16 protein-coding genes and 2 riboswitches are annotated in these 24,517 nt (G+C 70.8%); of the genes, 5 read left to right on the top strand and 11 right to left on the bottom strand.

The window, feature by feature from the left end:
- Positions 1 to 11 precede the first annotated feature (11 nt).
- Together ACFY36_RS41460 and ACFY36_RS41455 are read left to right on the top strand one after the other, a co-directional pair.
- Positions 12 to 2,882: an NACHT domain-containing protein gene (locus ACFY36_RS41460; RefSeq protein WP_499751404.1), complete on the top strand. Its 2,871-nt coding sequence runs from the start codon at positions 12 to 14 to the stop codon at positions 2,880 to 2,882.
- A gap of 120 nt (positions 2,883 to 3,002) precedes the next feature.
- Positions 3,003 to 4,598: a serine/threonine-protein kinase gene (locus tag ACFY36_RS41455; protein ID WP_499751403.1), complete on the top strand. Its 1,596-nt coding sequence runs from the start codon at positions 3,003 to 3,005 to the stop codon at positions 4,596 to 4,598.
- A gap of 10 nt (positions 4,599 to 4,608) precedes the next feature.
- Here the strand turns inward: ACFY36_RS41455 and ACFY36_RS41450 are convergent, their stop codons facing one another.
- The 5 genes from ACFY36_RS41450 to ACFY36_RS41430 form a co-directional block, all read right to left on the bottom strand.
- Positions 4,609 to 5,565 (bottom strand): hypothetical protein, encoded by a 957-nt coding sequence (locus ACFY36_RS41450; protein ID WP_499751402.1) that lies wholly within the window; start codon positions 5,563 to 5,565, stop codon positions 4,609 to 4,611.
- On the bottom strand, positions 5,562 to 6,074 hold the full coding sequence (locus ACFY36_RS41445) for a SigE family RNA polymerase sigma factor (protein ID WP_499751401.1): 513 nt from the start codon (positions 6,072 to 6,074) through the stop codon (positions 5,562 to 5,564). Before ACFY36_RS41445 ends, ACFY36_RS41450 begins: the two co-directional genes overlap by 4 nt.
- A gap of 62 nt (positions 6,075 to 6,136) precedes the next feature.
- Complete coding sequence (locus ACFY36_RS41440) at positions 6,137 to 6,571, bottom strand: universal stress protein (protein ID WP_499751400.1); 435 nt, start codon at positions 6,569 to 6,571, stop codon at positions 6,137 to 6,139.
- Positions 6,572 to 6,580: 9 nt separating this feature from the next.
- A complete protein-coding gene (locus ACFY36_RS41435) occupies positions 6,581 to 8,251 on the bottom strand; it encodes an MFS transporter (RefSeq protein ID WP_499751399.1) in 1,671 nt (556 codons plus the stop codon).
- A gap of 107 nt (positions 8,252 to 8,358) precedes the next feature.
- Positions 8,359 to 13,974 carry an NB-ARC domain-containing protein gene (locus tag ACFY36_RS41430; RefSeq protein ID WP_499751398.1) on the bottom strand — a complete coding sequence of 1,872 codons (5,616 nt, stop codon included), beginning with the start codon at positions 13,972 to 13,974 and terminating at the stop codon, positions 8,359 to 8,361.
- Between the two features lie 143 nt (positions 13,975 to 14,117).
- Here ACFY36_RS41430 and ACFY36_RS41425 point away from each other — a divergent pair, with 143 nt between their 5' ends.
- Positions 14,118 to 14,672, top strand: a complete 555-nt coding sequence (locus tag ACFY36_RS41425; RefSeq protein ID WP_499751397.1) for a TetR/AcrR family transcriptional regulator — start codon at positions 14,118 to 14,120, stop codon at positions 14,670 to 14,672.
- Here ACFY36_RS41425 and ACFY36_RS41420 read toward each other — a convergent pair.
- Positions 14,626 to 15,585: an SDR family NAD(P)-dependent oxidoreductase gene (locus ACFY36_RS41420; protein ID WP_499751396.1), complete on the bottom strand. Its 960-nt coding sequence runs from the start codon at positions 15,583 to 15,585 to the stop codon at positions 14,626 to 14,628. The genes ACFY36_RS41425 and ACFY36_RS41420 overlap by 47 nt on opposite strands.
- Positions 15,586 to 15,653: 68 nt before the next feature.
- Positions 15,654 to 17,249 carry a methyl-accepting chemotaxis protein gene (locus ACFY36_RS41415; RefSeq protein WP_499751395.1) on the bottom strand — a complete coding sequence of 532 codons (1,596 nt, stop codon included), beginning with the start codon at positions 17,247 to 17,249 and terminating at the stop codon, positions 15,654 to 15,656.
- A 127-nt stretch (positions 17,250 to 17,376) separates the two neighbouring features.
- On the opposite strand from ACFY36_RS41415, the gene ACFY36_RS41410 reads away from it, so the two are divergent.
- Entirely contained in the window at positions 17,377 to 18,186 is an 810-nt protein-coding gene (locus ACFY36_RS41410) for a S41 family peptidase (RefSeq protein ID WP_499751394.1), read from the top strand.
- Positions 18,187 to 18,193: 7 nt separating this feature from the next.
- Here the strand turns inward: ACFY36_RS41410 and ACFY36_RS41405 are convergent, their stop codons facing one another.
- Genes ACFY36_RS41405 through ACFY36_RS41395 form a run of 3 tightly spaced genes read right to left on the bottom strand, consistent with a single transcriptional unit; the run spans position 18,194 to position 21,191 of the window.
- Positions 18,194 to 19,036: an SDR family NAD(P)-dependent oxidoreductase gene (locus tag ACFY36_RS41405; RefSeq protein ID WP_499751393.1), complete on the bottom strand. Its 843-nt coding sequence runs from the start codon at positions 19,034 to 19,036 to the stop codon at positions 18,194 to 18,196.
- The gene (locus tag ACFY36_RS41400) at positions 19,033 to 20,217 is read right to left on the bottom strand and encodes a zinc-dependent alcohol dehydrogenase (protein WP_499751392.1); all 1,185 of its coding nucleotides are present in this window, start codon (positions 20,215 to 20,217) and stop codon (positions 19,033 to 19,035) included. Before ACFY36_RS41400 ends, ACFY36_RS41405 begins: the two co-directional genes overlap by 4 nt.
- Positions 20,214 to 21,191, bottom strand: a complete 978-nt coding sequence (locus ACFY36_RS41395) for an NYN domain-containing protein (RefSeq protein WP_499751391.1) — start codon at positions 21,189 to 21,191, stop codon at positions 20,214 to 20,216. The genes ACFY36_RS41400 and ACFY36_RS41395 overlap by 4 nt, the downstream gene beginning before the upstream one ends.
- 70 nt (positions 21,192 to 21,261) lie before the next feature.
- Between ACFY36_RS41395 and ACFY36_RS41390 the strand changes: the two genes are divergently transcribed.
- Positions 21,262 to 22,506, top strand: coding sequence for an alpha/beta hydrolase (locus ACFY36_RS41390; RefSeq protein ID WP_499751390.1), 1,245 nt, complete (start codon positions 21,262 to 21,264; stop codon positions 22,504 to 22,506).
- Between the two features lie 6 nt (positions 22,507 to 22,512).
- On the opposite strand, the gene ACFY36_RS41385 is transcribed toward ACFY36_RS41390, so the two are convergent.
- Entirely contained in the window at positions 22,513 to 23,859 is a 1,347-nt protein-coding gene (locus ACFY36_RS41385; protein ID WP_499751389.1) for an L-serine ammonia-lyase, read from the bottom strand.
- Between the two features lie 30 nt (positions 23,860 to 23,889).
- Positions 23,890 to 23,993: riboswitch (glycine riboswitch) on the bottom strand.
- Positions 23,994 to 24,086: riboswitch (glycine riboswitch) on the bottom strand.
- Between the last annotated feature and the right edge of the window lie 431 nt (positions 24,087 to 24,517).

Below are 24,517 nucleotides of genomic sequence, written 5' to 3'. Positions count from 1 at the left end.
TGTGGACAACGATGACTGACGCCTTCTTCGTCGCGCTGCTGGGCGTCGCCGGTCAGCTCGTGCAAGGGCTCACCACCGAGCTCGTGCTCGAGTTGCGGCGGCGCCGGCAGCCCGCCGCCCAGCTCGGTTCCCGCGAGCTCGACCGCGCCGTCGACACCACCCGCCGCCGCCTGGCCGACCTGCGGATCCAGTCCCCCGACGAATGGGAGGCGGCCACCGGCGCCGCCGCCGAGGCGCTGGCCGGCGCCGGCATCACCCTCGACCTGGTCTTCGACCTCGACCTCGACCCGGGGCGGCTGGCCAAGGCCGTCGAGACGCGCGGCGCGGCCGTCCTCGGGCGGTCCGGCCTGTCCTCGGCGGGCGAGGCCGTCTACCGCCGGATCATCGGCGTGACCTGCGACCACCTCCTGGCTGCCCTGCAGGCCCAGCCCGGTTTCGAGCGGCTGCTGCAGCTGCGCACCTACCGGGAGATCCACAGGACCCCCGACGACCCCGACCGCGTCTTCACGGCCCGGTACGTGGAGGTCGTCACCAGACGGCTCGGCCAGTTCGAGCTGTTCGGCGTCACCCGCGGCCGGCGGCCCCGGCGGCACGCCTTCGACAAATACGTGTCGCTGGCCGTGGCCCGCGGCGCTCCCGACGACGAGGAGGAGGGCCTGACCGGGGTCGGCATCGACGTCGCGAACGCGCTGGCCGACCATCCCCGGGCCGTGATCCGCGCCGGCGCCGGGGCCGGCAAGACGACGTTGCTGCAGTGGATCGCCGCCTCGCAGACCGGTCTGGTGCCGTTCTTCGTGCCGCTGCGCCAGTTCGCCCACGACGGCGTCGACTTCCCCGCGCCGGAGCAGCTGCCCGCCATCATCGCGGGAACGATCGCGGGTGAGATGCCGCCCGGCTGGGCCAGCCGCCGCCTGGCCGCCGGCGGGGCCATCCTGCTGATCGACGGGGTGGACGAGCTGCCGCCGGAGAAGCGCGAGGCGGTCCGCGACTGGGTGGCGTCGCTGGTCGAGGCATATCCGGGCTCCCGCTACGTGGTGACCAGCCGCCCGCCCGCGATCGAGGAGGACTGGCTCGACTTCGTGCCGTTCGACCTGCTGTCGCTCAGCGCCCAGGGCATCCAGGACTTCCTGGCCCGCTGGCACGAGGCCGCGCAGGAGGAGTACGGCGACGAGCCCGGCATGAACGAATGGCTGGCCACCTGCCGCCGCGAGCTGGGCGAGCTGATCGCGACCCGCCCCGAGCTGCGCCGCCTGGCCGCCAATCCGCTGCTGGCCGGGCTGATCTGCGCGCTCTACCAGGACCGGCACATGCACATGCCGCGCGATCGCAAGAGCCTGTACGACGCCGCCCTGGAGCTGTTGCTGCTGCGCTGGGACGAGCGCCGGGGCGTACGCCTGGACCAGGCGCCGGCGCTGAGCATGGAGGAACAGGTCGTCATCCTCCAGCGCCTGGCCTATTCGCTGGTGAAGAACCAGGACATCCTGCTGCCCCGCGACCAGGCGGTGCACCGCATCCGGCACGCGATGCGCGGCATCCGCCCCGAGCACGCCGAGCCGGCGGCGGTCCTGCAGCGCACGCTGGAACGCACGGGCCTGCTCCGCGAGGTGTACGACGGCCAGATCCAGTTCGTGCACCGCACCTTCCGCGACTACCTGGCCGCGAAGGAGGTCGTCGACGCCGGCGACTTGGGCCTGCTGATCGAGAACGCCCATCTGGACCCGTGGCACGACGTGGTCATCATGGCGGTGGCCCACGCCCGCCCGATCGAACGCGAACGCATCCTGAGCGACCTGCTGAAAGGAAACGCGGCCGCCCGCGAACGCCCCGCCGTGCACGACCGCCTGCGCCTGCTGGCGGCGGCCTGCCTGGCCCAGGCCGACGTGACGGAGAGCGACGAGATCCGCGAGCAGGTCCACCAGGCCGCCCGCCGCCTGATCCCACCGGCCAGCCTGGACGACGCGGAGCTGCTGGCCCGGGCCGGCCCGTTCGTGCTGGAGCTGCTGCCCGGCCCCGAGGGCCTGGACGACGAGCAGGCGGCCGGCGTGGTCCGCACGGCCGCGATGATCGGCGGCGAGGCGGCCCGCGACACCATAGCCCGCTTCACGGCGATCGATCAGGCCCTGGTGATCGACGAGCTGCTGCGGGCCTGGCGCGTCTCGGACGACCCGGAGCGCTACGCCACGGAGGTCCTGGCCGACGTCGACTTCGGCGACCGCCGCCTGGACATCCAGCGCTGGTCCCGTGTGCAGTACCTGCGCCATTTGCGCCGCCTGTCCACGGTCTCGTGCCGGGGCGACCTGACCCCGCTGGACCCGCTGGCCGCCATCCCGAACCTGCGCCGCCTGGAACTGCTGCAGAACACGGTCCTGCGCAACCTGAGTCCCCTGACCAGCGCCGGCGAGCTGCGCGTGTTGCACCTGGCCAGCTGCCCCATGCTGCGCGACCTGTCCCCGCTGCGCCACACCAGGCTGACCGAGCTGAGGCTCTACTTGATGAACGCCTCCCTGCCCACGTTGAGCGGCGCCCCCATCACCCGCCTGGTGATCAGAGATCAGGCCCTGACGGCGGGCCTGCACGACCTGCCCGCGTCCCTGCCACTGACCGAGCTGGTCCTGGAGAACCGCCCACCCGACCGGAACCTGCGCGGCATAGAGCAGTTGACCCAGCTACGCCACGTCGAGTTCATCGGCACCCCCACACCCGCCGAGCTGGAGTCGTTGGCCGCCCTCCCCCACTTGACCAGCGTGGAGGTCCACGCCCCCGACGCGATAGACGGCCTGCTGGAGCTGCCGTCCCTAACCCATTTGACCCTCCATTCCGTACGCCCGGACGTGCGCACCCAGGCGCAATCCCTCACCCACCCGCACATCGAGCTCCACTGACCCAGCCCCCCGCCCGCCCCTCGCCCGCCCCTCTCCCGCGCGGCCGTGAGCCGAACGCCCGCCGATTTCGGACGGTCGGCCGAGATGCGGACGGCCGTCGATCGATGCACACTGCCCGGGATGAACGGACAGCTACTAGGCGGCCGCTACCGGTTGCTGGCACCGGTCGGCAGCGGCGGCATGGCCGTGGTCTGGCGCGCCCACGACGACGTGCTGGCGCGGACGGTCGCCGTCAAGGTCCTGGCCCCCAGCCAGGTCGGCGACCCCGCGTCGAGGGACCGCATCCGCCACGAGGCCCGGGCCGCCGCCGCCCTGTCCCACCCCAACGTCGCCCAGGTCCACGACTACGGCGAGATGACCAACGGCCCGCAGGTCTTCCCGTACGTGGTGATGGAGCTGATCCCCGGCGGCACCCTCCTGCGCCGCCTCTGCGAGGGCCCGGTCCCTCCCCGTTTCGCCATGCGGGTGGGCGCCGAGATCGCCGCCGCCCTGGCCGCCGCCCACGCCCAGGACCTGGTCCACCGCGACATCAAGCCCGCGAACGTCATGCTCGCCCCCACCGGCGCCAAGGTCGTCGACTTCGGCATAGCAGCCGCCACGTCCCCCGGCACTCCCGGCGCCGTCTCCGACGAGGTCCTGGGCACCCCCGCCTACCTGGCCCCCGAACGTCTGCTGGCCGACGTGGTGGAGCCCGCCTCCGACATGTACGCCCTCGGCGTGGTCCTCTACCGCCTCCTGGCCGGCCGCTCCCCGTGGACCACGAACGAGCCCACCCACCTCCTCGAACAGCACATCCACCTGGACCCCGAACCGCTGTCACTGCTCCCCGGCGTCCCCGACTACGTAGCCGACCTGACCAACCGCTGCCTGGCCAAACACCCGGCCTCCCGCCCCACGGCCCGCGAGGCCGCCACCCTGCTGGCCCGGGGCGCCGGCCTCCGCGTGGTAACCGACGACCACCACCCCTTCCCCACCACATCCGAGCCCCCGCCCGAGCCTTCGGTCCTCATCCCCACCGCCCGCCATCTCCACAAACTGACGCCGTCCCCACCACCGGCGGAACCAGCCGGACAGCAGCCGGCGGCACCCTCGACCCCGCGTCACCGCCCGGCCCGCCGCTGGGCGGCGGCGGCCGCGCTGGCGATCACCGCGGCGGGCGGTGTCTGGCTGGCCCTGCCCGAGGACGACAAGCCCGCCGAGTCCGCCCCATCACCGCCGAGCTCCCCCTCGGCCACGGCCCTGCCCTCTCCGGACGCGCGAAACTCAGCGCGCGCCCGCCCGGTGGCGACCTCCAAGCCCGCCCCGGCCGCATCGAGCCAAGCCGCCCCCGCCGCCGCCGACCCGACCGGCCTACCCGCTCCCACCGGCCCGTCCGTTCCCTCCGGCCCGGCCACTCCGACCGGCCCGGCCGACCCGACCGGCCCCGCCATTCCGCCGGGCCCGGCCGGCACCCCCGCCCCGAGCGCCTCCGTCACACCGGCCGCTCCCCGCACCTTCTCCTCCGCGGCGGGCACGCTCCAGGCCACCTGCCCCGCGCCCGCCACCGCCCGGATCACCTCCTGGCAGGCGACGAAGCCCTACCACGTCCTGACCGCCACCGGCGGACCGTCCCAGGCTCCGGCGGTGACCTTCAAGCAGGGCAAGTCCTTGGTGACCATGACCGTCACCTGTGCCGCCGGCACCCCCTCCGTGGCCCTGTCGGAAACGGCCTCCTGACGGCCCGGCGTCAACTGGTGACCTCGATACCGGTGGCGAAGTGCAGCACGTCCTCGTGGCTGAGTTCGATCGCTTCGGGGTCCCAGGTGATCTCGAGGGCATTGTCGTTGGGCAGGTGGATGCGCATGAGGGCGGCGTCGGCGTACAACTCGGCGGTGTTGCCGTTGACCGAAAGCGTCTCGGCCGGCTCGGACCCGGGCTCGGCGTCGTCGGTCAGGGACACGCAGAGGCCGGTCGGCTGGCGTTCGTGGGCGGCCTCCGCCTCGGGGGCCAGGCAGGTCATGTCCGTGCTCTGGTGTTGCAGCCTCAGCTGCGGCGGGTAGGCGCCCAGGTGGAAACCGGCGGGGGCGCCGTCGACGCTGCCGGTGGTCAGGCCGGCGGCGAAGCGCAGCACGTCGGCCTCGGTGGGTGGTCCGAGGCTGATGACCTGCACCCAGCGTTTGTCGGGCAGTTGCCAGCGGACGCCGACGAAGCGGTCGCCGGGGCGGGCGCCGTCGTACGTCGTGGAGGTGTGGACCGTGGCGGCTCGGCCGTTGACCGTGGTGGTGTGTTCCTGCTCGGCCTCGACCTCCCAGCCGGGTTGCAGGGGGCCGATCTCGGCGCTGAGCGTCTGTTCGCCGCGGGTGTAGTCGATGCGCCTGTTCGGGCCCATGCCGGTGACCGTGGGCTCGCCCAGGCCGGGCGGCACCCAGCTCGGGGCCATCGGGAAGACGGCCACGCGCCAGGCCGGCCAGCTCCACTCCCATTTGTGGGCGGGCGGTGACGGCTCGGCCTCCTCGTGGCGCAGGGCCGGAATGGCGACGGCCGCGGCCACCACCGCGGCGGCCACCCCGCCCGCGGCGAGGGCCTGCCGGCGGCGGCGGTCACGGCGGACGCCGGCGTCGACGGTGGCGAGCAGGCCGGGCCGCGGCACCTGCCGGGCCGCGCGCTCGTGCAGGATGGTGCGGAGGTCGTCTTCCAGGCTCACGGCGTGGCTCCCGACTTGTCGGTGGCGGACGGTGTCAGCTCGGCCCGTAATCGGGCCAGCCCGCGGGCGGCGTGCACGCGCACCGTGCTGGGCGCGCACCGCAGCGTCTCGCCGATCTGGCGGTCGTCGAGGTCTTCGTAGAAGCGCAGGACCAGCACGGCCCGCTGGGCGCGGGTGAGCCGCCCGAGCCGCGGCCACAGGTCGTCGCGGTCGGCGACCTGTTGCGCGAAGTCGCTCGGGTCCTCGCGGTCGTCCTCGATCGGCCCGGGTTTCTCCCAGGCGCGGCGCAGCCGCAGCCAGGACACGTGCCGGCGCACCAGGGCGGTGCGCATATATCGATCGGGGTCGTCGGCGTCTATCCGATGCCATCGGCGGTACGCCCGGACCAGCACCTCCTGGACCAGGTCCTCACCGAGTTGATGATCGCCGCAGATCAGGTAAGCGAATTTCCGCAGGGCGTCCCCGCGGGCCTTGACGTACTCCTCGAAACCGCTGTGCAACTCGCTCACCCCGTTCGGTTTTGCCCCTCTACTTAGAAGGACGCCTCGAGCGGGCGAGGTTGCTTACCTCCTCAGGGGACAATCGTGACGGGCCATCGTCCGCTGCGCTCGAGCTGCCGCGCGACCGATCCCACGATGCGGTGTGCCAAACATTCCGGACGCCCGACCACTACCGTTCCAGCCTGCACCTCATGGGCAACTTCGGAGATCACTGTGTACGGGTTCCCGGGGCGTACGACGAAGTCGACGTCCAGGTCCGACGCGCTGAGGGCGGACCGCAGCGTGGCCTCCACCCGGTCCTGGGCGTCGACGACCTGGGCCACCCCGGTGCCCGAGGTGTCCATGGTGGTGAGCAGCCCGTTCGGCTGGCTGCGGGCGTAGACGACGACCAGCCGGGCCTGTTGACGGCGAGCGAGCCCGGCGGCGTACGCGGCCGCGCGCAACGACGAGCGTGACTCGTCGACGCCGACCACGATCGCCGCCGGGCCCGGACCCTGCGATCTCATGATCTTCCGCTATCCGGCACGCAGCTCGGCGATCGCCTCGGGGGTCAGTGGCCGGGGTTCGGCCTCGTCGCTGACCAGGATCACCGACATGGTCGCGGCGTGGTTGAGGGCGCTGGTGAAGCTGCCCTCGGTGAACTGCGCGAGAGCGCCGCGCGGCGAGCGCCCGATCGCGATCAGCGGCGCCTCCACCTCGGCCGCGTGCTGAGCGACGGCCCGCCCGGCCGCCGCGTGGTCACCGACGCTCTCGATGATCCGCCCGGTGGCGGCCACCCCCGAGCCGGCCAGCCGGTCGAGGTGGCGGGCGACGGCCGCCCGGGCCTCGGCCTGGCCCTCCGGCTCGATCGCCAGCTCCTCGATCACCATCGTCTCGCGGACGTGCACGACCTCGAGGGGCCGTCCTTCGCGGCGGGCGACCAGGGCGGCGGCGTCCACGGTGGCGGCCGCGTCCGGGGTGCTGCCGACGGCGACGATCACGGGCCGGTCCGCGACCGGCTCGGGCGACGCCTTCTCGGCCGCCGACACAAGCTTGTGCCCGCTGGCCAGCACCACGATGGCCAGCAGGAACGCCACCGCGCCGACGTAGAACGGCACGCTGAGGTCGAAACGATCGGCGAGCTTTCCGGCGACGTACGGCGCCAGCCCGCCACCGATGAACCGCACGAACCCGTACGCCGAGGAGGCGATCGGCCTCTCGACCGGCGAGACGAGCATGACGGCCTGGGTGGTCAGCGTGTTGTTGATGCCGATGAACGCCCCGCTGACGATCACCGCCGCGATGACCGCGGACGGCGTGTCGACCCCCGCCGCGATGATGACCATGACGACGGCGAGGCCGGCCATGTTGACGTACAGAACCGGCGCTGTCCCGAATCTCGCCTGGAGCCGCGGCGCGAAGAAGACGCTGAAGGCGGCGACCAGAAGGCCCCACGCGGTGAAGACCAGGCCGAGCTTGTGGGCGTTGAGCTCCATCGGATAGGGCGCGTAGCCGAGCATGGTGAAGAAGCCCCAGTTGTACAGCAGGGCCATGATGCCCATGGTGAGCAGCCCTCGGTGGCGCAGCGCCTTGAGCGGCGCGGTCAGCGACACCTTCTCCGCCGGCGTGGGCAGCGGCTTGACCATGACGAGCGTGGCGATCAGCGCGATGGCCATCAGGATCGCGACCCCGAAGAACGGCCACCGCCAGCTGATCGATCCGAGCTCTCCGCCGAGCAGCGGCCCGACCGCGATGCCGAGGCCGAGCGCGGTCTCGTACAGGATGATCGCCCCACCGAACCCGCCGCTGGCCGAGGCCACGATCACGGCCAGGCTGGTGGCGATGAACAGGGCGTTGCCGAGCCCCCAGCCGGCCCGGAACCCGACGATCCCGCCGATCGAGCCGGACGCCCCGGCCAGGGCCGCGAACACCACGATGATGGCGAGCCCCGCGATCAGCGTCTTCTTGGCCCCGATCCGGCTCGACACCCACCCGACGCCGAGCATGGCCACCGCGGTGACCACGAGATAGCTGGTGAACAGCAACGACACCTGGCTGGGCGTCGCGTGCAGGTCGTCCGCGAGCGCCGGCAGGATCGGATCGACGAGCCCGATCCCCATGAACGAGATGACACAGGCGAACGCCACCGCCCACACAGCTTTCGGCTGCCGGAACGGGCTGACGGCTTTTTCATGAGAGGCGCTCATGCGCACGCTCCATCGAAGCAACGGGTGGTTGATAACTACGTTATACATCATCCCGCGACTCGGCCGTCACCGCCTCCCGGCGCGGCTGTTCCCCGGGCCACACTCCGTCAGCGGTGGTGCCTGCGGAAGAACGCCTTCACTCGGGCCCGGTAGAGCCAGTGAAGGACTCCGCCGACCTCCTTCGGGTCGTCGTCCTCGCTCGAGTAGAGAGCCCGGCACTGCTCGAGGACCGGCACCGCCTCCGCGTAACGCTCCATCGCGTAAAGGCTCTGGCCGGCCAACAGCAATCCCAAGCGGGCATTTCGCGGTTGACCTTGCCGCGCGTAGATCCGGGCGCTCCGCAATCCGGCTTCGGCCGACTCGCCGAAATCGCCGATGCGAAAGCTGAGCGAGCTGACGCTCCACCATACGAACGCCTCGTCGCCGGCGCCGCCGGACTCCAGCCACTTCCGGTAGTAGCCGATAGCCTCGGGCAGGCGCCCTCTCTTCTCCGCGAGGGACGCCACGGCGATGATGAGCGGCCCCGACCGGTTGACTCTGACGGTGTCCAGGACGGCCGCGGTCAGCTCGGCGGCGGCGAGGTCGAGGAGCCGGCGGTCTCCGCTCGATGTCGCGACGGAGGAGAGCAACAGCAGCGCCTCCTCCACACGTTCCGGCCAGTGGCCGTCGTCCGGGTACTGATCCCGGGCCTGGCGGAGAGACCGGAGCGCCTCGCCGAGAGCGTGTCCGGCCGCGTTCCAGTCCCCGGTCCCGCTGTACGTGCGGGCGGCTTCCAGGAGCATGAGGCCCTCTGCGCTATGCCCCTCCGGCCGCAGCAAGCCGGCCGACCGCTCGAAGGCCCGGGCGGCGTCCGCGCTCTGCCCGATTCCGCGGTAGGCGAGCCCCAGCAGTCGATCTCGCTCGGCCAAGCTCAGGACGTCCGCCGCTCCGCTCAGCCGCACGCCGGACAACACCGTCAACGCCCGCTCGAACAGGCCGGCCGCGACCAGGCCCCGGCCGACCGCCAGCCGGACGGAGGCCAGCGCCGCGGGTATGCCCGGCGCGCGGTTCAGCGCCGCTTCCGCACCGCTCACGTCACCGTCTTTCAGCAGCGCCGTCGCGCCGAGGTCGAGCATCTCGCCCAGCTCGCCGGGCGTGCCTTTACGGCCGACGTACTCGATCACCTCACCGAGATGACGACGAAGAATGTCGTCAATGGGCGCCTCGTCGTCCGCCTCCCCCTCCGCGGGGATGCCGCGCGCCCTCACATAGGCGAGAGCGGCCCCGCCGTACCGGCCGCGCCGGAGTCGGGCATCGCCGAGGCGGCGCAACGCCCATCGGCGGTTCGCCGCTTCGCCCAGTTCCTCGTACGCGTCGGCCAGCCGGGCGATCTCCCTGGGACGTGCGGCGAGAGCGGCCGGAAGGTCGGATTCGATCAGCAGGCGCAGGCACCGGACGGTCTCGTCGACGCGGCCGTCGCCGGATGCCGCGCGCAGGATCCCGGCGGCGTCCGCCGGCCTGCCCGCGGCCAGCGCGTACGTCGCGGCCGCGCGGGCGGCGACACCGCCGAGGTGGCCGGTCCGCCGAGCCATTTCCCAGGCTTCCATGGCGTAGGTGAGCGCGGAGGTCACATCGGACTCGGCCGCCAACGATCGGGCCAGGCTGAGCAGGGTGCCGGCGACGTCGTCGTTCTCGCTGCCCTGCGACAGCTCGCGGCTACGCCGGAACGCCTCGGCCGCCCGCGCGTGGTCGCCCACCTCGACGAGGCAGAGTCCCATCACGTCCCAGGCGCGGGCCAGGGCCGCCAGATCGCCGGAACGCTCGGCCGCACGGAGCGCCAGGCTCGCGTACGCCGGCCCCTTGCCCCGCAGATTCATCGAGCTGACGATCAGCGCGTGCTGGGCCGCCAACTCGGCCTCGGAGGGATCACCGCCCGCCTCGGGCAGCGGCCCTTCGCCGAGTCGCAACAGATAGATGCCATGGTCGCCGACCAGACAGATCAGCGATGAGCCGCCCACCCAGGCGCATTGGTCCACGTTCCCCTCGACGTGCAGCTCCGCCAGCAGGGCGCCGCTCGCCGTCTCGTGGACGAGCACAGTCGAGAACCGGCTCTCGCCCGAGCGGTGGACCGAACAGAGCAGACCCAGCTGGGGACTCACCGCCAGGCATCGGCCGGCCGAGGTGTCGATCTCCACCGTCCGGCCGCCGAGTAGGTCGAGCCTGACCACGGCGCTGTCGCCGCGGATGACGACATAGCCCTCGCCCACATCGCCGTGCAGAAGGCGGCCGGACCGGATGCCGCTGCCGCGCCGTGCGATCGTGACGCCCTTGCTGAGATCGATCAGGGAAACCCGGCCGTCTTCGGTCAAGGCGAACGCCATGTGGGAGTCGTCCGCGATCACCACCGACGTGCACCGCGCGTCAGCGGGCTCTCGCGGCATGCGGCGGATCACGCCGGACGCGACGTCCACGACGTCGAGGTCGCCCTGGCCGGAGATCGCCACCAACGCTGTGTCGTTCAGCGCCGGTCGCACCGAGTCGCGGTCCGCTCGATAGCTGTGAAGGGTGTACAGACGTCTTCCCGCGGCCAGATCCCACACCGCGAGCTTGCCCGCGACGGTGTCCTCGGTCGTGACCACCCAGGACGCCGCGCCGGAAACGCCGCCACCCACGGCGACGGTTTCGTTCTGGTACGTCGGTAGGCGGTACAGCGTCTCGCCCGTACGCGGGTCCCATACTTCGGTGAAGACGATGGGCCCGTGTTTAGCGCTCTCCGCCACCATCGGCCGATCCGGATCGGTCTCCGACATCGCAGTGGTGACGTCGTAGCGGTAGGTGGCGACGAATTTCGGCTCGGACATCCGTATCGCTCTGCCGGTGGTCACATTCCAGGTCACCGTCGGCGTGCCGTACGTGATAAGCCAGGACTGCCTGGACCCAGCGGCGCAGCGGTCGACGTCGCGGTTCCTGCCGGCGTTCTTGTGCACGAAGTCCCAGGTCTCCGGGTCGGCCAGCCACACCCCCCGGGCGGCCGGCATCGGCCGGCCGGTGGCCGGGTCGGTGTACGCGGGCGGCCGGGCCGGCTCGTCACCGGTTGGCATACCGTTCGTGTGGACCCGGACCGGACCCGGGCCGAACTCGGAGGTCGCCAGCCACGACCCGTCCGGGCTGAAGCAGATACCGACGACCGGCCACTGGTGTCGGGTGAGCCGTGTCGCCCGGGCCTCGCCGGTGAGATCCACGACGAACGCCTCGCCACCCTGATATCCGACGCCCAGAGCGGAGCCGTCCGGGCTGAAGACACACGCGGTGACCATGTCGTCGTGCAGCGTGAGGCGGTGCCGGAGCACCGGGCGCCGGGGCTGGGCGATGTCCCAGACGGTGAGGACCTCGAGACCTCGCTCGACCGTGACCAGCAGTCGCCCATCCCGGCTGATCGGCTGATCGCCGTGCTGGACGACCATGCCCTCCAGAGAACCGAGCCACTCTCCCCCACGGACGTCGAGGAAGTAGATGGCCCGCTCGCGGCTGTCAGTGGATACGACTGCCGTCTCCCCGCTGACGACGATGTGGTCCGCTGTGCCGTCGAAGTCTGCGGGTGGGTCGACGGTCACGAACGTGTTCTCGTGGACCGCCCACACCGTGACGCTTCCGTCCTTCCGCAGAGCGAGCCCATAGCGCCCGTCCGGAGTCGCAGCGCAACCGACGACCCCGGCTTGCGCCGGGGGTGCCTCGGCCACCGGCTGGTCCGGATGGTCCGGTGCCACCGCCCACAAGTCGCCGCTCGTGGCGCCGAAAAGGATCCATTCGAGATGGTCAGGCATCGCGCATGACAGCTCTGTACGAGAACCAGCCGGTATGCGTGAGCGGACCTCGAGCTGGTCCACGTCCCACACGAGGATCGTCGTCTCGGAGCCGAGGACCAGCCACCGGCTTCCGGGCCGAGCGCCGCCGTCGATGACATCGCCATCGAACTCGTACTGGGTGGTGAGCCGCCCGGTCGACAGATTCCACACCAGCACGGTGTCGGCGACACCCTCGGCCACGCCGGTGATCTCGTCTGCCCTGGTTCCGGCGGCCACTGTGCGAATGGGCATGCCGTCGGCGCTGACGAAGACGTTACGCAGTGAGGGCTCCGGCCGGTCGGGGAGCGGATGCGCGGCCAGGAGCGCCGGAGCGGACAACGTCTCGCGCAACCCCGTCGCGAGCGAGGCCAGTTCCCGTCGGCCCACGAGCCGGCTCAGCAAGGTGGCCGTCAGCGCTCCCGGTGACCGGGCTTCGATCAGCAGGTGCCGGGATTGACCGACGGCACGCAGGAGCGGACGAGCCGCGGGAACGGCCGGGTCGTCGAGGTCGGCGTACAGCGCGACGACGCCCACCGCCTCCAGCTTGGCCGCGACCCAGGCGGGACTGGTGACCAGCGCCGCCCAATCCGCGTCGCGCCCCGCTCCGAGAAAGTGGTCACGCAGATGGTTCCAGAGGTAGGACTCGTGGGCGTCGAGCAGCCACCACTGCGCCGCCCTGCGCCGCACCGCCGCGAGCAGCCGCGCGTGGCTCTCCCTGACCGTCGCCTCGCCGGTCCGCACGATCAGGAAGTCCCGGACGACCTCATGGAGCCGCACCCGCGGAGGATCGAAGCCGAACTCGTCGACCAGAGAAAGCTCCGCGAACAGGAGACAAAGATCCACGGCCTCGGTCGTGGGCACCTGCCACAGGCCGGCGACGACGTCGACCGGGACCGGGTCACGACTGGAGAAGATCGCCAGTTCGAGATAGCGATCGAGAACCTGGCGGCCACGCTCCGCTTCCAGGAAGGAGAGACTGGTGTCCAGGACGGCGCCGGCGGCGTTCCGCGCCGAGAGAGTGTGCTGGCGGATGGCGGCCAGATAGCGAACGACGCCTTGACCGGGCGTGAGATAGCGCGCCAGCATGCCGCTGACCAGGGCGAGGAGCAGAGGCCAGCGACCGGTCGCCTCGAAGAGCGCGGTGACGTCGTCGTCAGTGAGCAGGCCGGCCCGAGCGGTCAGCAGTGCGCGCGCTTCGGCATCGGACATTTCGCCGACCGGAACGGGCGAGAACGCCGAAGGAAGGCTGGTCTGGTTACGCGTCGTCGCCAGACAGCCGTGGTCACCGAGAAAGCGAAAGGGCGTGAGCTGGTCCACGGTCCACACGTCGTCGACCACCACGAGGCTGTCGGCCGCCAGCGATCGCGCGAGTTGCTGCACCGCCTGATCAGGATCGATGATAGCCGCCTGGCGCCCGGTGAGGCGGTAGGTGGCCTGGCTGATCACCCGCGCGAGCGCGGCTCCGGATCGCCCCTGGCCGACCTGGATCCAGACGACGCCGGCGGGATAGCGGGAGATGACGGCTTCCTCCCGGCACATCGCGGCCGCGGTGGTGGTCTTGCCCAGCCCGCCGGAACCCACCAGGGCGACCCGAGCCGGGCCGGAGCGCTGCAGCAGATCGATGACAGCCCGGCTCAACTCGTCACGCCGAACGGTCCCGGACGGCAGGGCGGGAGCCATGTCAGCCCGGTCCGCCACGGCCGGCCCGAAGTGCTGAACGGTGTAGTCCCCGGCGACTTGGACGAAGTCGCCCTGGACAGGGCCGATGTTGGTCTGGGTGTTGTGGTCGCCGACTTGGATCCCGCTGCTTTCCGCGATCAGCGCTTCGGGCCCCGGCGAGAGGTGCTCGGGTGGGACCGCTCCGGTGCTCTCGGAGTCGCCGTCGGCGTTCTCAGGCACGCTCAAGATCCATCTCGGTCACCATCCCGCGACGCACGGCTACTACCGCAGGTATAGCAACGATCCACGACAGATGCCCTCGTACGGTCGGCCGGTGAGGGCGGGCTCTACTGCTTCCGTTACGCCCACCTACCATGAGATCCGTGGCCAAGCGGGACGAGATCCGGAACGCGGCCGGGCGGCTTTTTCGGGAGCGGGGGTTCGCTCGTACGGCCGTACGGGACATCGCGGCCCTCGCTCAGACCAGCCCCGCCCTGGTCATTCGGCACTTCGGGACCAAAGAGCTGCTCTTTCTCGACACCATGCGGCTGACCATCGATGACGAGCCGCTGCTCGATGTGCCGCTCGACGAGCTCGGTGAACGGTTCATCGAGGTCATGGTGACCTCCGGTGATGACGTACGGCAGGTCTATCTCGCTCTTGTCCGTGGGTCCCATGAGCCGCGGATCCGCCAGCGGCTCCGGGACATCCACGAGACCACGCTCATCGCTCCGCTGCGGGAACGGCTCAGAGGTGAGGACGCCGACCAGCGCGCCCGGATGGCCGGAGCGCTGGTCGGCGGCCTGCTCTACGCCCTGTGGGTCGTCGGGGACGAGCGGCTCGGGGACGAGGAGCTCGTCGCCCGGTACGGGGCCTTGTTGCAGCAGGTGCTCACTGGACCGACCAGCCGCCGTCCGACGGGAGGATCGCGCCGTTGATGTTGGCGCCGTCGTCGCTGAGCAGGAACGTGATGGAGGCGGCCAGCTGCTCGGCGGTGGCGATCGGGGGGATCTGGCGCAGGAATGGGCCCGTACGCGTCGCTCCGAACTCCGATCCCGGGTTGTGCTGGATGCCGGTCGCCACACCGCCCGGCGCCACCGCGTTGACCCGGATGCCCTCCAGGCCGTACATGAAAGCGCAGCTCTTCGTGATGCCCACGACCGCGTGTTTCGAGGCGGTGTAGGCGATCCCGGCCGCGTTGCCGCGCAGCGCGGCCTCCGAGGCGACGTTGACGATCGAGCCCCGCTTGTGGGCCAGCATGGACGGGAGCACGGCGCGGGTCAGGTTCAGGACGCCGTCGACGTTGACCGCGAAGACCTTGCGCCACAACGCGTCCGAGACCTCGTGGGCCGGCGTGAAGTCGTCGACCACGCCGGCGATGCTGGCCAGGCCGTCGATACGGTCGCCGGCCGCCTCCATCACGCGCCGCACGTCGTCGGCGGAGGTGATGTCAGCCGTGACGCCTGTATCGGAAATGTCCGATATGTCGACGCCGATCACCCGGCCACCCTCCCGGGCGATGCGCGAGGCCACGGCCCGCCCAATCCCCGAAGCGGCGCCCGTGACGATGATTGTCATACCGTCGAAGCGGCCGGGAACAATCCGTTCGCGCCAGCCGGTCTCCTCGACAAAAGGCATGACACCGTCGTTGACCCTCAGCACCAGCGCGTCGATCACGTCCTGCGGCAACTTGCCCTGACTGAGCGCGACCATCTGCTGTAACGGAAGCTGCCGTACGGGCGTGAGCACCGACTCGTCGAAGCCACCCTGCCCGAGCAGCTCCCGCAGCGCCGGGCCACCCTCCGCATGCGAGAGCCAGTCACCCACGGTGCTGCCCGCCGTCAACGCCATCTCGTGTCCCTTCGTCGAAAACCCGGAGTGAACTTAGTTCACTCCGGGTTCCGGGGACAACAACGGGGTCAGTAGATGAAGCGCGACACCGCCGCCTGCAACTCGTTCGACATGCGCGACAACTCGGCCGCCGAGCGCTGGGCGTCGCCGACCGACTCGGCGGTCGTGCGGGCGTTCTCGGCCACGCTGTTGATGCCCTGGTTGATCTGGCCGGTGGCGTTGGCCGCCTCGTTGACGTTGCGGTTCATCTCGGCCGTGGTCGCGCTCTGCTCCTCGACGGCCGACGCGATCGTCGTCGTGTAGTCGCTGATGTGCCCGATGATCTCGCTGATCTCGCCGATCGCGTTGACCGCGTGGCCGCTGTCGTTCTGGATCGCCTCGACCCGCTTCGCGATGTCCTCGGTGGCCCGTGCCGTCTCCTGAGCCAGATCCTTGACCTCACCGGCCACGACGGCGAAGCCCTTACCGGTCTCGCCGGCCCGGGCCGCCTCGATGGTCGCGTTGAGCGCCAGCAGGTTCGTCTGCTCGGCGATCGCGGTGATCACCCGGATGACGTCGCCGATCTCACGGCTCGACTCGCCCAGCGTGGCAATCGTCTGGTTGGCCGAGGCGGCCACGTTGACCGCCTGACCGACCACCTCGGCGGCCGAGTTGGCGCTGTGCGCGATCTCGGCGATGGCCGAACCCATCTCCTCCGAGCCCGCCGCCACCGTGTTCACGCTCAGCGACACCTCCTCGGAGGCGGCCGAGACCCGGCGGGCCTGATCCGAGGCGGTGGCCGCGCCGTCGCTGATCTGGTTGGCGATGACCGAGGTCTGCTCGGCCGCCGCGGCCAGGCTCTGCGAGGCGGAACCGACCGAGGCGACCACGTCGCGGGTCTGCTGCTGGGCGACCAGCAGCATCGCGGCCATCTCACCGACCTCGTCGCGGCCCTTCACGTCGACCGTGGCGGTGAGGTCGCCGTTGGCCATGGCGGTCAGCGAGGCTTTGACCTTCCCGAGGCGTTTGACGATGGCCGAGGCCACGTACGCCCCCAGGCCGATCGCGGCGATGAGACCCACCACCAGGAAGATGATCTGGAGCCGGCGGGCGTCCGAGGCCGCGGTGGCCGCCTCCTCCGAGCGGGCCTTGGCCTGCTCGAGCTGGGCGTTGTTCTCGGCCTCGACCGCGTCGGAGGCGTCCGACATCAGCGGCAGCGCGGTGTCGCGGTAGGCGTTCTCGAACGCCTCGTACCGGTTGGCCTTGGCCAGCGGGATCATCGTGTTCTCGCCGACGTCGACGAAGCCGCTGAACGCCTTCTCGAAGGCGTCCACGTTCTCGGTGTTCACCGCGCCCGAGCGATAGGCCGCCAGCGCCTCGTCGAGCAGCTTCTGCCGGTCGCTGATCTCGCCACCCAGCTTGGCCTGCACCTCGTCGGTGGCGATGCCGTACTCGAGGTAACGGGCCCGGATGGCCTGCGAGTTGCGCTGGATGGCCGACAGCTGGGTCAGCGGAGCCACATTGTCCGTGTACAAAAGCTTGGTCTTGTCGTCGAGCGTGGAGATCGCGACCAGACCGGCGATGCCGATCGCCAGCGCGGCCAGCGCCGCGACCAGGATCGCGGCCTGGATCTTCATCCCGACCTTCACGTTGTCGAACCAGCCGCCGCCAGCACCGTCAGCCATGGCGCACCCCTTTCACCCCAACTACTGTGGGTCCTCGGAGCGCTTCACCTGGCCCAAATTGAGAATTCTGCGCATTGAAGTCCCGTCTTGACGATCGCTCAACATCCCGGCGCCCTATCGTCCTGGCATGCCTCACGAGCATCTGGGAGCACTCACAACCCATCTGGCGCACTGGTTGCACCGCCTGATGCCACCCGGCCCACGCCTGGAAACTTTGGCCGGCGGCCTGGAGCCGGCCTTCGGCGACCGCCGCGACCCGGTGACGGCCGAGACGTGCCGCGAGCTGGAGCTGCACTGCCAGCGAACGGCCCGCCACCTCGAACTGCACTTCGACCCGGACGGCACTGCGCCACCCGACGAGCACGCCCCCGGCTGGCCACCGCCCGACCCGGCCGCCGTCCGCCGGCGCGCCGGCGGCGTCACCGGCGTCCGCCGCCTGGACGACGGCACCTGCGAGATCAGGATCGACAGCCTCGAACCCGTGAGCTTCGCCCTGCCGTACCTCCAAGCCGCCTTCGACCTGGCCCGGGAGGCGAGCAGCCTGGTTCTGGACCTTCGGTCCAACGGGGGCGGTGACCCGGCCACCGTGGCCGTCATCGCCGGCCGGCTCCTGGGCGAGACCACGCGGCCGCTGTCCGAGGTGGTCTACCGGGACCGACGCCGTCAGTGGTGGCCGTCCGTCACCGGGGAGGTCCTCACGCAGGACGCGACGGTGCTGGTCAGCGGCCGGACCTACTCCTCGGCCGAGGCCCTCGCCTATCACCTTCAGGCCCGCGGCCGCGTGACGGTGATCGGCGAGAGAACGCCGGGCGCCGCCGATCACGTCACGCCGATCCGCCTCACGCCGCGGGTGCTGGGATTGCTGCCCGAGGCCACGGTCGTCGACGCGGTGACCGGGACGAACTGGGAGCAGACCGGGGTGCGGGCGGGGCCCTAGGACAGGACTATCCCGCTGCCGCCCGGTCCTGCTCGGGATGGAAGACGTTGCCCTCGTGGGCCTCGATCTTGCGACGGGACAGGCCGAACGTGCGCATCATCGTGGTCACCAGCGCGTCGTACACCGGGGGCAGCATCACGAAACCGAGCTCGATGACACGGTTGGCCAGGCCCACCGACACCTCCGGGCGGGGCTTGTCGACCTGCCGCAGGATCGCGCCGGCCACCTTCGCCGGGGAGGCCACGGGCGGCGGCGGGCTGCCCACCCGCCCCGCGTAGTTGGCCGCCCGCTGGTAGATCGGCGTGTCCACGCTGCCCGGGGCCACCGTGCACACCGTGATCCCCGGCGCGTCCCGGGTCTCCTGCCGAAGCGTACGGATGAGACCCCGCAATCCCCACTTAGCCGTCACATAAGCCGACATGTACGGCACGGTCACATGAGCCAGCAGGGAACTGCACAGCACCAGCGTCCCCTGGCCGCCCTGCGCCCGGAACACCCGCAGCGCCGCCCGGGCCACGTTCGCCGCGCCCAGCAGATCGGTGGTGACGACCTTGTCGAAGACCGCGGGCGGAAGATCTTCGAATTTCCCGTACGCCATGACGGCCGCCGTGTCGACCCAGACATCGATGCGGCCGTACGCCTTCACGGCCACCGCGGCCAGCGTGTCCACCGACGCCGCGTCCGAGATGTCGGTGGGAACCGCCAGTCCCCCGGTCGATTCGGCCACCGACGCCAGCGCCGGCGAGCCCCGGGCCGCCAGCACCACACGATCACCCCGGCGGGCGAAAGCGAGCGCGGCGGCCCGGCCGATGCCGCTGGAGGCTCCGGTCAGAACGACGACCCGGCTCACGGCTTCAGGACGACCTTGATGCAGCCGTCTTCCTTGTTCTTGAAGATGTCGTACGCGTGCGGCGCCTCTTCCAACGGCAGCCGGTGCGTGACCAGATCGTCCACGCCGAGCGGGTCGCCGTCGCCGATCAGGATCGGCAGGATCTCGTCCGACCAGCGCCGCACGTGGGCCTGGCCCATCCGCATCGTGATGCCCTTGTCGAACAGGTCCATCATGGGCATCGGGTCGGCCTGACCGCCGTACACCCCGATGATGGAGACCGTCCCGGCCCGCCGCACCGCCGCGAAAGCCGTTGTCAGCGCGGCCATCCGGTCGAGACCGAAGGTGTCGACCGCCTTGCGGGCGACCGCGTCCGGCAGCTTGCCGGCCGCCTTGATCGCCGCCGACTGGAACGGCGAGCCGTGCGCCTCCATGCCGACCGACTCGATGACGCTGTCCGCGCCCCGGCCGTCCGTCAGCTCCAGCACCGCCGCCGGCACCTCGTCCTTGGACGCGTCGATCACCTCGATGCCGTGCCGCCGGGCCATCTCCAGCCGCTCCGGCACGAGGTCGGAGGCGATGACCCGGCCGGCGCCCAGATGACGGGCGACCCGGGCGCTCATCTGCCCGATCGGGCCCAGCCCGGTCACGAAGACCGTGTCGCCGGGCTGGATGTCGGCGTACTTCGCGGCCTGCCACGACGTGGTCAGCACATCGGACAGGAACAGGTAGTGCTCGTCCGGGCGGCCGTCGTCCGGCACCTTGATCGGCCCGAAGTGGGCCTGCGGGACGCGGAGATACTGCGCCTGGCCGCCGGGCACCTGCCCGTACAGCTTGGTATATCCGAACAGCGACGCACCCTTGCCCTGATCCTTGTTCTGGGTCGTCTCGCACTGGGCGTAGAAGCCGCGCGAGCACATCCAGCAGGACCCGCACGAGATGTTGAACGGGATGACCACCCGGTCGCCCGGCTTGATGTGGGTGACCTCGGCGCCGACCTCCTCGACGATGCCCATCGGCTCGTGGCCGAGGATGTCGCCCTGGTCGATGTACATGCCGAGCACGTCGTAGAGGTGAAGGTCGGAACCGCAGATCGCGGTGGACGTCATCCGCACGATGGCATCGGTCGGCTGCTCGATCCGCGGGTCGGGGACCGTCTCCACCGAGACCTTGCCGGTGCCCTGCCATGTCAAAGCTCTCATGCCATTTTGGGTGCCCCGCTGGTGAGCAGATAATCCTCCGCCTCGGGACTCCAGCGCAGGCCGACCGCGCCCGAGGTGTCGGCCGCCCGCACGAACTGCAGGAAACTGCGGTAGCCGAGCTTCTTCTCGGTGAAGCCGGGCTCGGCCTTGCGCACCTGGTTCTTCAGCCCCGACAGCGCCACCGACCCGTCCGGCCCGGCCAGCCCCTCGACCACCCCGCGCAACAGCGCGAACGCGGCCTCCCGGTCGCCGTGCTCGGGCAGCGACACCTCCGGGTCGGAGCCGCCGCTGAGCTCGACCACGCCGTCGCCGGCCAGGTGGCGCAGCAGCTCGCCGAACGAGCGGAAGCCGTAGTCGGCCTCGTTGAAGGTGGGGTCCTTGCGCAGCAGGGTCCGCTTGAGCCGGGACGCGGTGATGGTGCCGCTGACGCTTTGCGCGACCAGCGCCGGCAGCGCCTCGACCTCGCGGGCCGGCGTCTCCACCTCGGGCGCGGGCTGGGCCACGCCCTCGAGCCGGTCGTAGTAGAGGAACTCGTCGCAGGCCGGCGGCAGCAGGGCCGAGGTGGTCTTCTCGATGCCGACCCCGATCACCCGCTTGTTCAGCTCGCGCAGCTTGGCCACGAGCGGGGTGAAGTCGCTGTCGCCGGTGCCGAGCACGAAGGTGGAGATGTAGTCACGCTCGAAGGCCAGCTCCAGCGCGTCGACGACCATCTTGATGTCGGCCGCGTTCTTGCGGGAGGCGCCCATGCGCTGCGGGATCTCGATGAGCTCGACATGGGCGCGGGTGAGCATGCGCCTGTCCTCGCCGAAGAACGACCAGTCGGCGTACGCCCGCCGCACCACCACGCGCCCGCGCTCGGCCAGCGCGTCGGTCACCGGCCGCAGGTCGAAGGGATGGCCGCCGAGAGTCTCCCGCGCGCTGATCGCGAGGTTCTCGTAGTCGAGGAACATGGCGATCCGCTCTTCTTGATCCACGCCGCTCAGCCTAGTCGGTTTATAGTTGCACCCACCGTGCAGTAATCATCACCATCGATGGAGTGTGATCGTGCGCCGACTGATGCTCCTGCTCGTCGTCCTTACTGCCTCATTACTTCCAGGCCTTCCCGCGTACGCCTCCTCGCCGCTCCGGCCAGTCGTCTTCGTCCACGGCAGCGCCGGCTCCGCCGCCCAATTCGCCACCCAGGCCAAACGCCTCGCGGCCAACGGCTACCCCATCGAGATCATCGAAGCCCACGAGTACGACTCCCCGAACATCGCCACGATCCTGCCGTCGGTCCACACCGGCATCGACGCCCGCATCGCCCGCCTGCTCGCCGACACCGGCGCCACCCAGGTCGACCTCATCGCCCACTCCCTGGGCACCTTCGTCTCCCAGAGCTACCTGAACTCTTCACCCGCGCGCGCCGGGCGCGTCGCCCACTACGTCAACCTCGACGGCCGTACGGCCACAGCACCACCCGGCGGCGTCGACACCCTCGCCATCTGGGGAGAGGGCGACCAGTCGCGCCAGATCGCCGGCGCCGCCAACCTGTATCTCCCGGACCAGTCACACACCCAGACCGTCTCGTCGGCCGAGTCGTTCCGAGCGGTGTTCCGCTTCTTCCGCGGCCGCGACCCCCGTACCACCGTCATCGTCCCGGCACTTGTCGCGCACGTCTCCGGCCGAGCCGTCCTCTTTCCCAGCAACGCCGGGGCGGGCGGCACAGTGCGGATCTACGACGTCACCGCCGGCCGCCATCTTCGTCGTTCGCTCACCGTCGCCGACGACGGCTCGTTCGGGCCCGTGCCGCTCTCACCCCTCGCCCGGTACGAGTTCACCCTCGTCCGCCCCGGCGCACCCGACCACCACTTCTACTTCCAGCCGTTCCTGCGCTCCGATTCCTTCGTACGCCTGCTCGCCGGCCGTCCCGGCGAAGGCGTCGGCGCCCTGATCGAGACCTCGCCCGCGCACACCGCCCTGACCCTCAACCGCCAGAAGGAATGGTGGGGCTCCGCCGACCGGCTCTACGTCAACGGCCGCCAGATCCTCAACGAAGCCAACGCCCCGCGCGCGAAGCGGGTCATCGGCGTCTTCGCCTTCGACGAGAACAGCGACCGCGTCACCGACCTGACCGCCCCGCTGCCCGACATCTACGCCCAGACGTTCCTGACCGGCATGGACGTCTACATCCCGGCCGGCCGCCTCGTCTCCGTCGTGGTGGCCCACCGCGGCGGCGGCTGGGAGGCCACCACCTTGCCGGCCTGGCCCTCCGACCGGCACCGCGTCACGGTCAACGTCAACGACTACTGACGCCGGTCAGCACTCGATCACGTTGACGGCCAGCCCACCCCGCGCCGTCTCCTTGTACTTGATCTTCATGTCGGCCCCCGTCTCCTTCATGGTCTTGATGACCTTGTCGAGGGAGACGTGGTGCCGCCCATCCCCGCGCAGAGCCATCCGCGCCGCCGTGACGGCCTTGACCGCCGCCATGCCGTTGCGCTCGATGCACGGAATCTGCACCAGCCCACCGACCGGATCACAGGTCAGCCCGAGATTGTGCTCCATGCCGATCTCGGCCGCGTTCTCCACCTGCTCCGGCGTCCCGCCCAGCACCTCGGTGAGCCCCGCCGCCGCCATCGCGCAGGCCGACCCCACCTCGCCCTGGCAGCCCACCTCGGCCCCCGAGATCGACGCGTTCTCCTTGAAAAGCATCCCCACGGCACCGGCGGCCAACAGGAAACGAACAACCCCGTCCTCGTCGGCGCCCGGCACGAAGTCGATGTAGTACCGAAGAACCGCCGGAATGATCCCGGCCGCCCCGTTCGTAGGAGCGGTCACCACACGCCCACCGGCCGCGTTCTCCTCATTGACCGCCATCGCGTACGCCGTGAGCCACTCCATCGCATGCTCGGCCGGCCGCCCCGCCGCCCGCAACTGCCGAGCGGTGGCCGCCGCCCGCCGGCGCACCTTCAGCCCACCGGGCAGAATCCCTTCCGCGGCCAGCCCGGCATCGACACACTCGCGCATGACAGCCCAGATCCCGAGCAGCCCCGCCCTCACGTCGGCCTCCGGCCGCCACACGGTCTCGTTGGCCATCATCAGCCGCGAGATCGACCACCCGGTCTCCCCCACAAGCCCGAGCAGCTCACCCCCACTGCCGAACGCATAGGGCAGCACAGTGTCGTCGGCCCGCACGCCGCCACTACTCTCATCGATGACAAACCCGCCACCGACCGAGAAGTACGTCTTGGCGAACAGCTCAACCCCGTCACCGTCCAGCGCCGCGAACGTCATCCCGTTCGGATGCCCAGCCAGAGCCCGCCGACGATGCAGCACAACCTCAACCCCGACCTCGGTCTCCCCCAGAAGGCACAGCCGGCCGGACGCGTGAATGTGCGCGGCCCGCGCGTCCGCGCTCGCCACATCGACAGCCTCAGGCGTCTCACCTTCGAGCCCGAGCAGCACAGCCTTGGGCGTGCCGTGCCCATGCCCGGTAGCGCCGAGCGACCCGAACAGCTCCGCCCGCACCAGAGCGGCCCGCCCGCTCAGCCCACTCTCGGCAAGCCGCAGAGCGAACATGCGGGCCGCGCGCATCGGACCGACAGTGTGCGAGCTGGACGGCCCGATGCCCACGGAGAAAAGGTCGAACACAGAGACGGCCATGACGGCGTGAGGCTCCTCATCGAGGTCGGCCTCCCCCGCTCTGTCATGGGTGCCTGAGAGCTTCACCGCCCGCGAACGGACGGCTTGCACCGTGGGCGCAGAACGCCGGCCGCGTCCTGACTTTCCAGAGTCGCCTGACCGCCGCGGTACCGGGGCCTGAGAGATTCTGAGGGAGAAGTTGCTCCTTCGGCGCCCCGCATGCGCGGGAACTCTCCCGCAGCGGTTCGAACAGCGATGTTCGGTTGTAGGTCTCCAACGCTAGCCGCCGCTCTCACCGAGGGTCAAGAACGCCCAGCTGAACGCCACAAGACCCCACCCGTTCCACCCGGTGAAGCGCCCGCCGGCGGCCGCTCGCCCTCGCTGCCCGCGCGCGTTGTGCACAAGCGCACACGCCCGAGGGCATCCTAGGAACCTGGGTCAGTTACATCGGGCACGGCGCGGAGGCAGACCGGAGAAGGCACAAGAAGAGCGAGAAGGCGCGGCGTGGCGGAAGGCGGAGGCACGGCGCGGAGGCGGAGGCGGAGGCGGAGGCGGAGGCGGAGGCGCGGCGCGGAGGCGCGGCACGGCGCGGAGGCGCGGCACGGCGCGGAGGCGCGGCACGGCGCGGAGGCGCGGCACGGCGCGGAGGCGCGGCACGGCGCGGAGGCGCGGCACGGCG

This window comes from Actinoplanes sp. NPDC000266, assembly GCF_042899005.1.
Classification (GTDB): domain Bacteria; phylum Actinomycetota; class Actinomycetes; order Mycobacteriales; family Micromonosporaceae; genus Actinoplanes.
Note: the sequence above shows the minus strand (reverse complement) of the source record. Positions and strands in the feature narration are given on the sequence as shown.

What these genes read in the sequence shown, in the direction of transcription:
- ACFY36_RS41410 (WP_499751394.1), top strand. Translation starts at nt 17,377, where the DNA reads ATGCCTCACGAGCATCTGGGAGCACTCACAACCCATCTGGCGCACTGG.
- ACFY36_RS41460 (WP_499751404.1), top strand. Translation starts at nt 12, where the DNA reads ATGACTGACGCCTTCTTCGTCGCGCTGCTGGGCGTCGCCGGTCAGCTC.
- ACFY36_RS41400 (WP_499751392.1), bottom strand. Translation starts at nt 20,217, where the DNA reads ATGAGAGCTTTGACATGGCAGGGCACCGGCAAGGTCTCGGTGGAGACG.
- ACFY36_RS41415 (WP_499751395.1), bottom strand. Translation starts at nt 17,249, where the DNA reads ATGGCTGACGGTGCTGGCGGCGGCTGGTTCGACAACGTGAAGGTCGGG.
- ACFY36_RS41420 (WP_499751396.1), bottom strand. Translation starts at nt 15,585, where the DNA reads ATGGCGTTGACGGCGGGCAGCACCGTGGGTGACTGGCTCTCGCATGCG.
- ACFY36_RS41455 (WP_499751403.1), top strand. Translation starts at nt 3,003, where the DNA reads ATGAACGGACAGCTACTAGGCGGCCGCTACCGGTTGCTGGCACCGGTC.
- ACFY36_RS41385 (WP_499751389.1), bottom strand. Translation starts at nt 23,859, where the DNA reads ATGGCCGTCTCTGTGTTCGACCTTTTCTCCGTGGGCATCGGGCCGTCC.
- ACFY36_RS41440 (WP_499751400.1), bottom strand. Translation starts at nt 6,571, where the DNA reads ATGAGATCGCAGGGTCCGGGCCCGGCGGCGATCGTGGTCGGCGTCGAC.
- ACFY36_RS41435 (WP_499751399.1), bottom strand. Translation starts at nt 8,251, where the DNA reads ATGAGCGCCTCTCATGAAAAAGCCGTCAGCCCGTTCCGGCAGCCGAAA.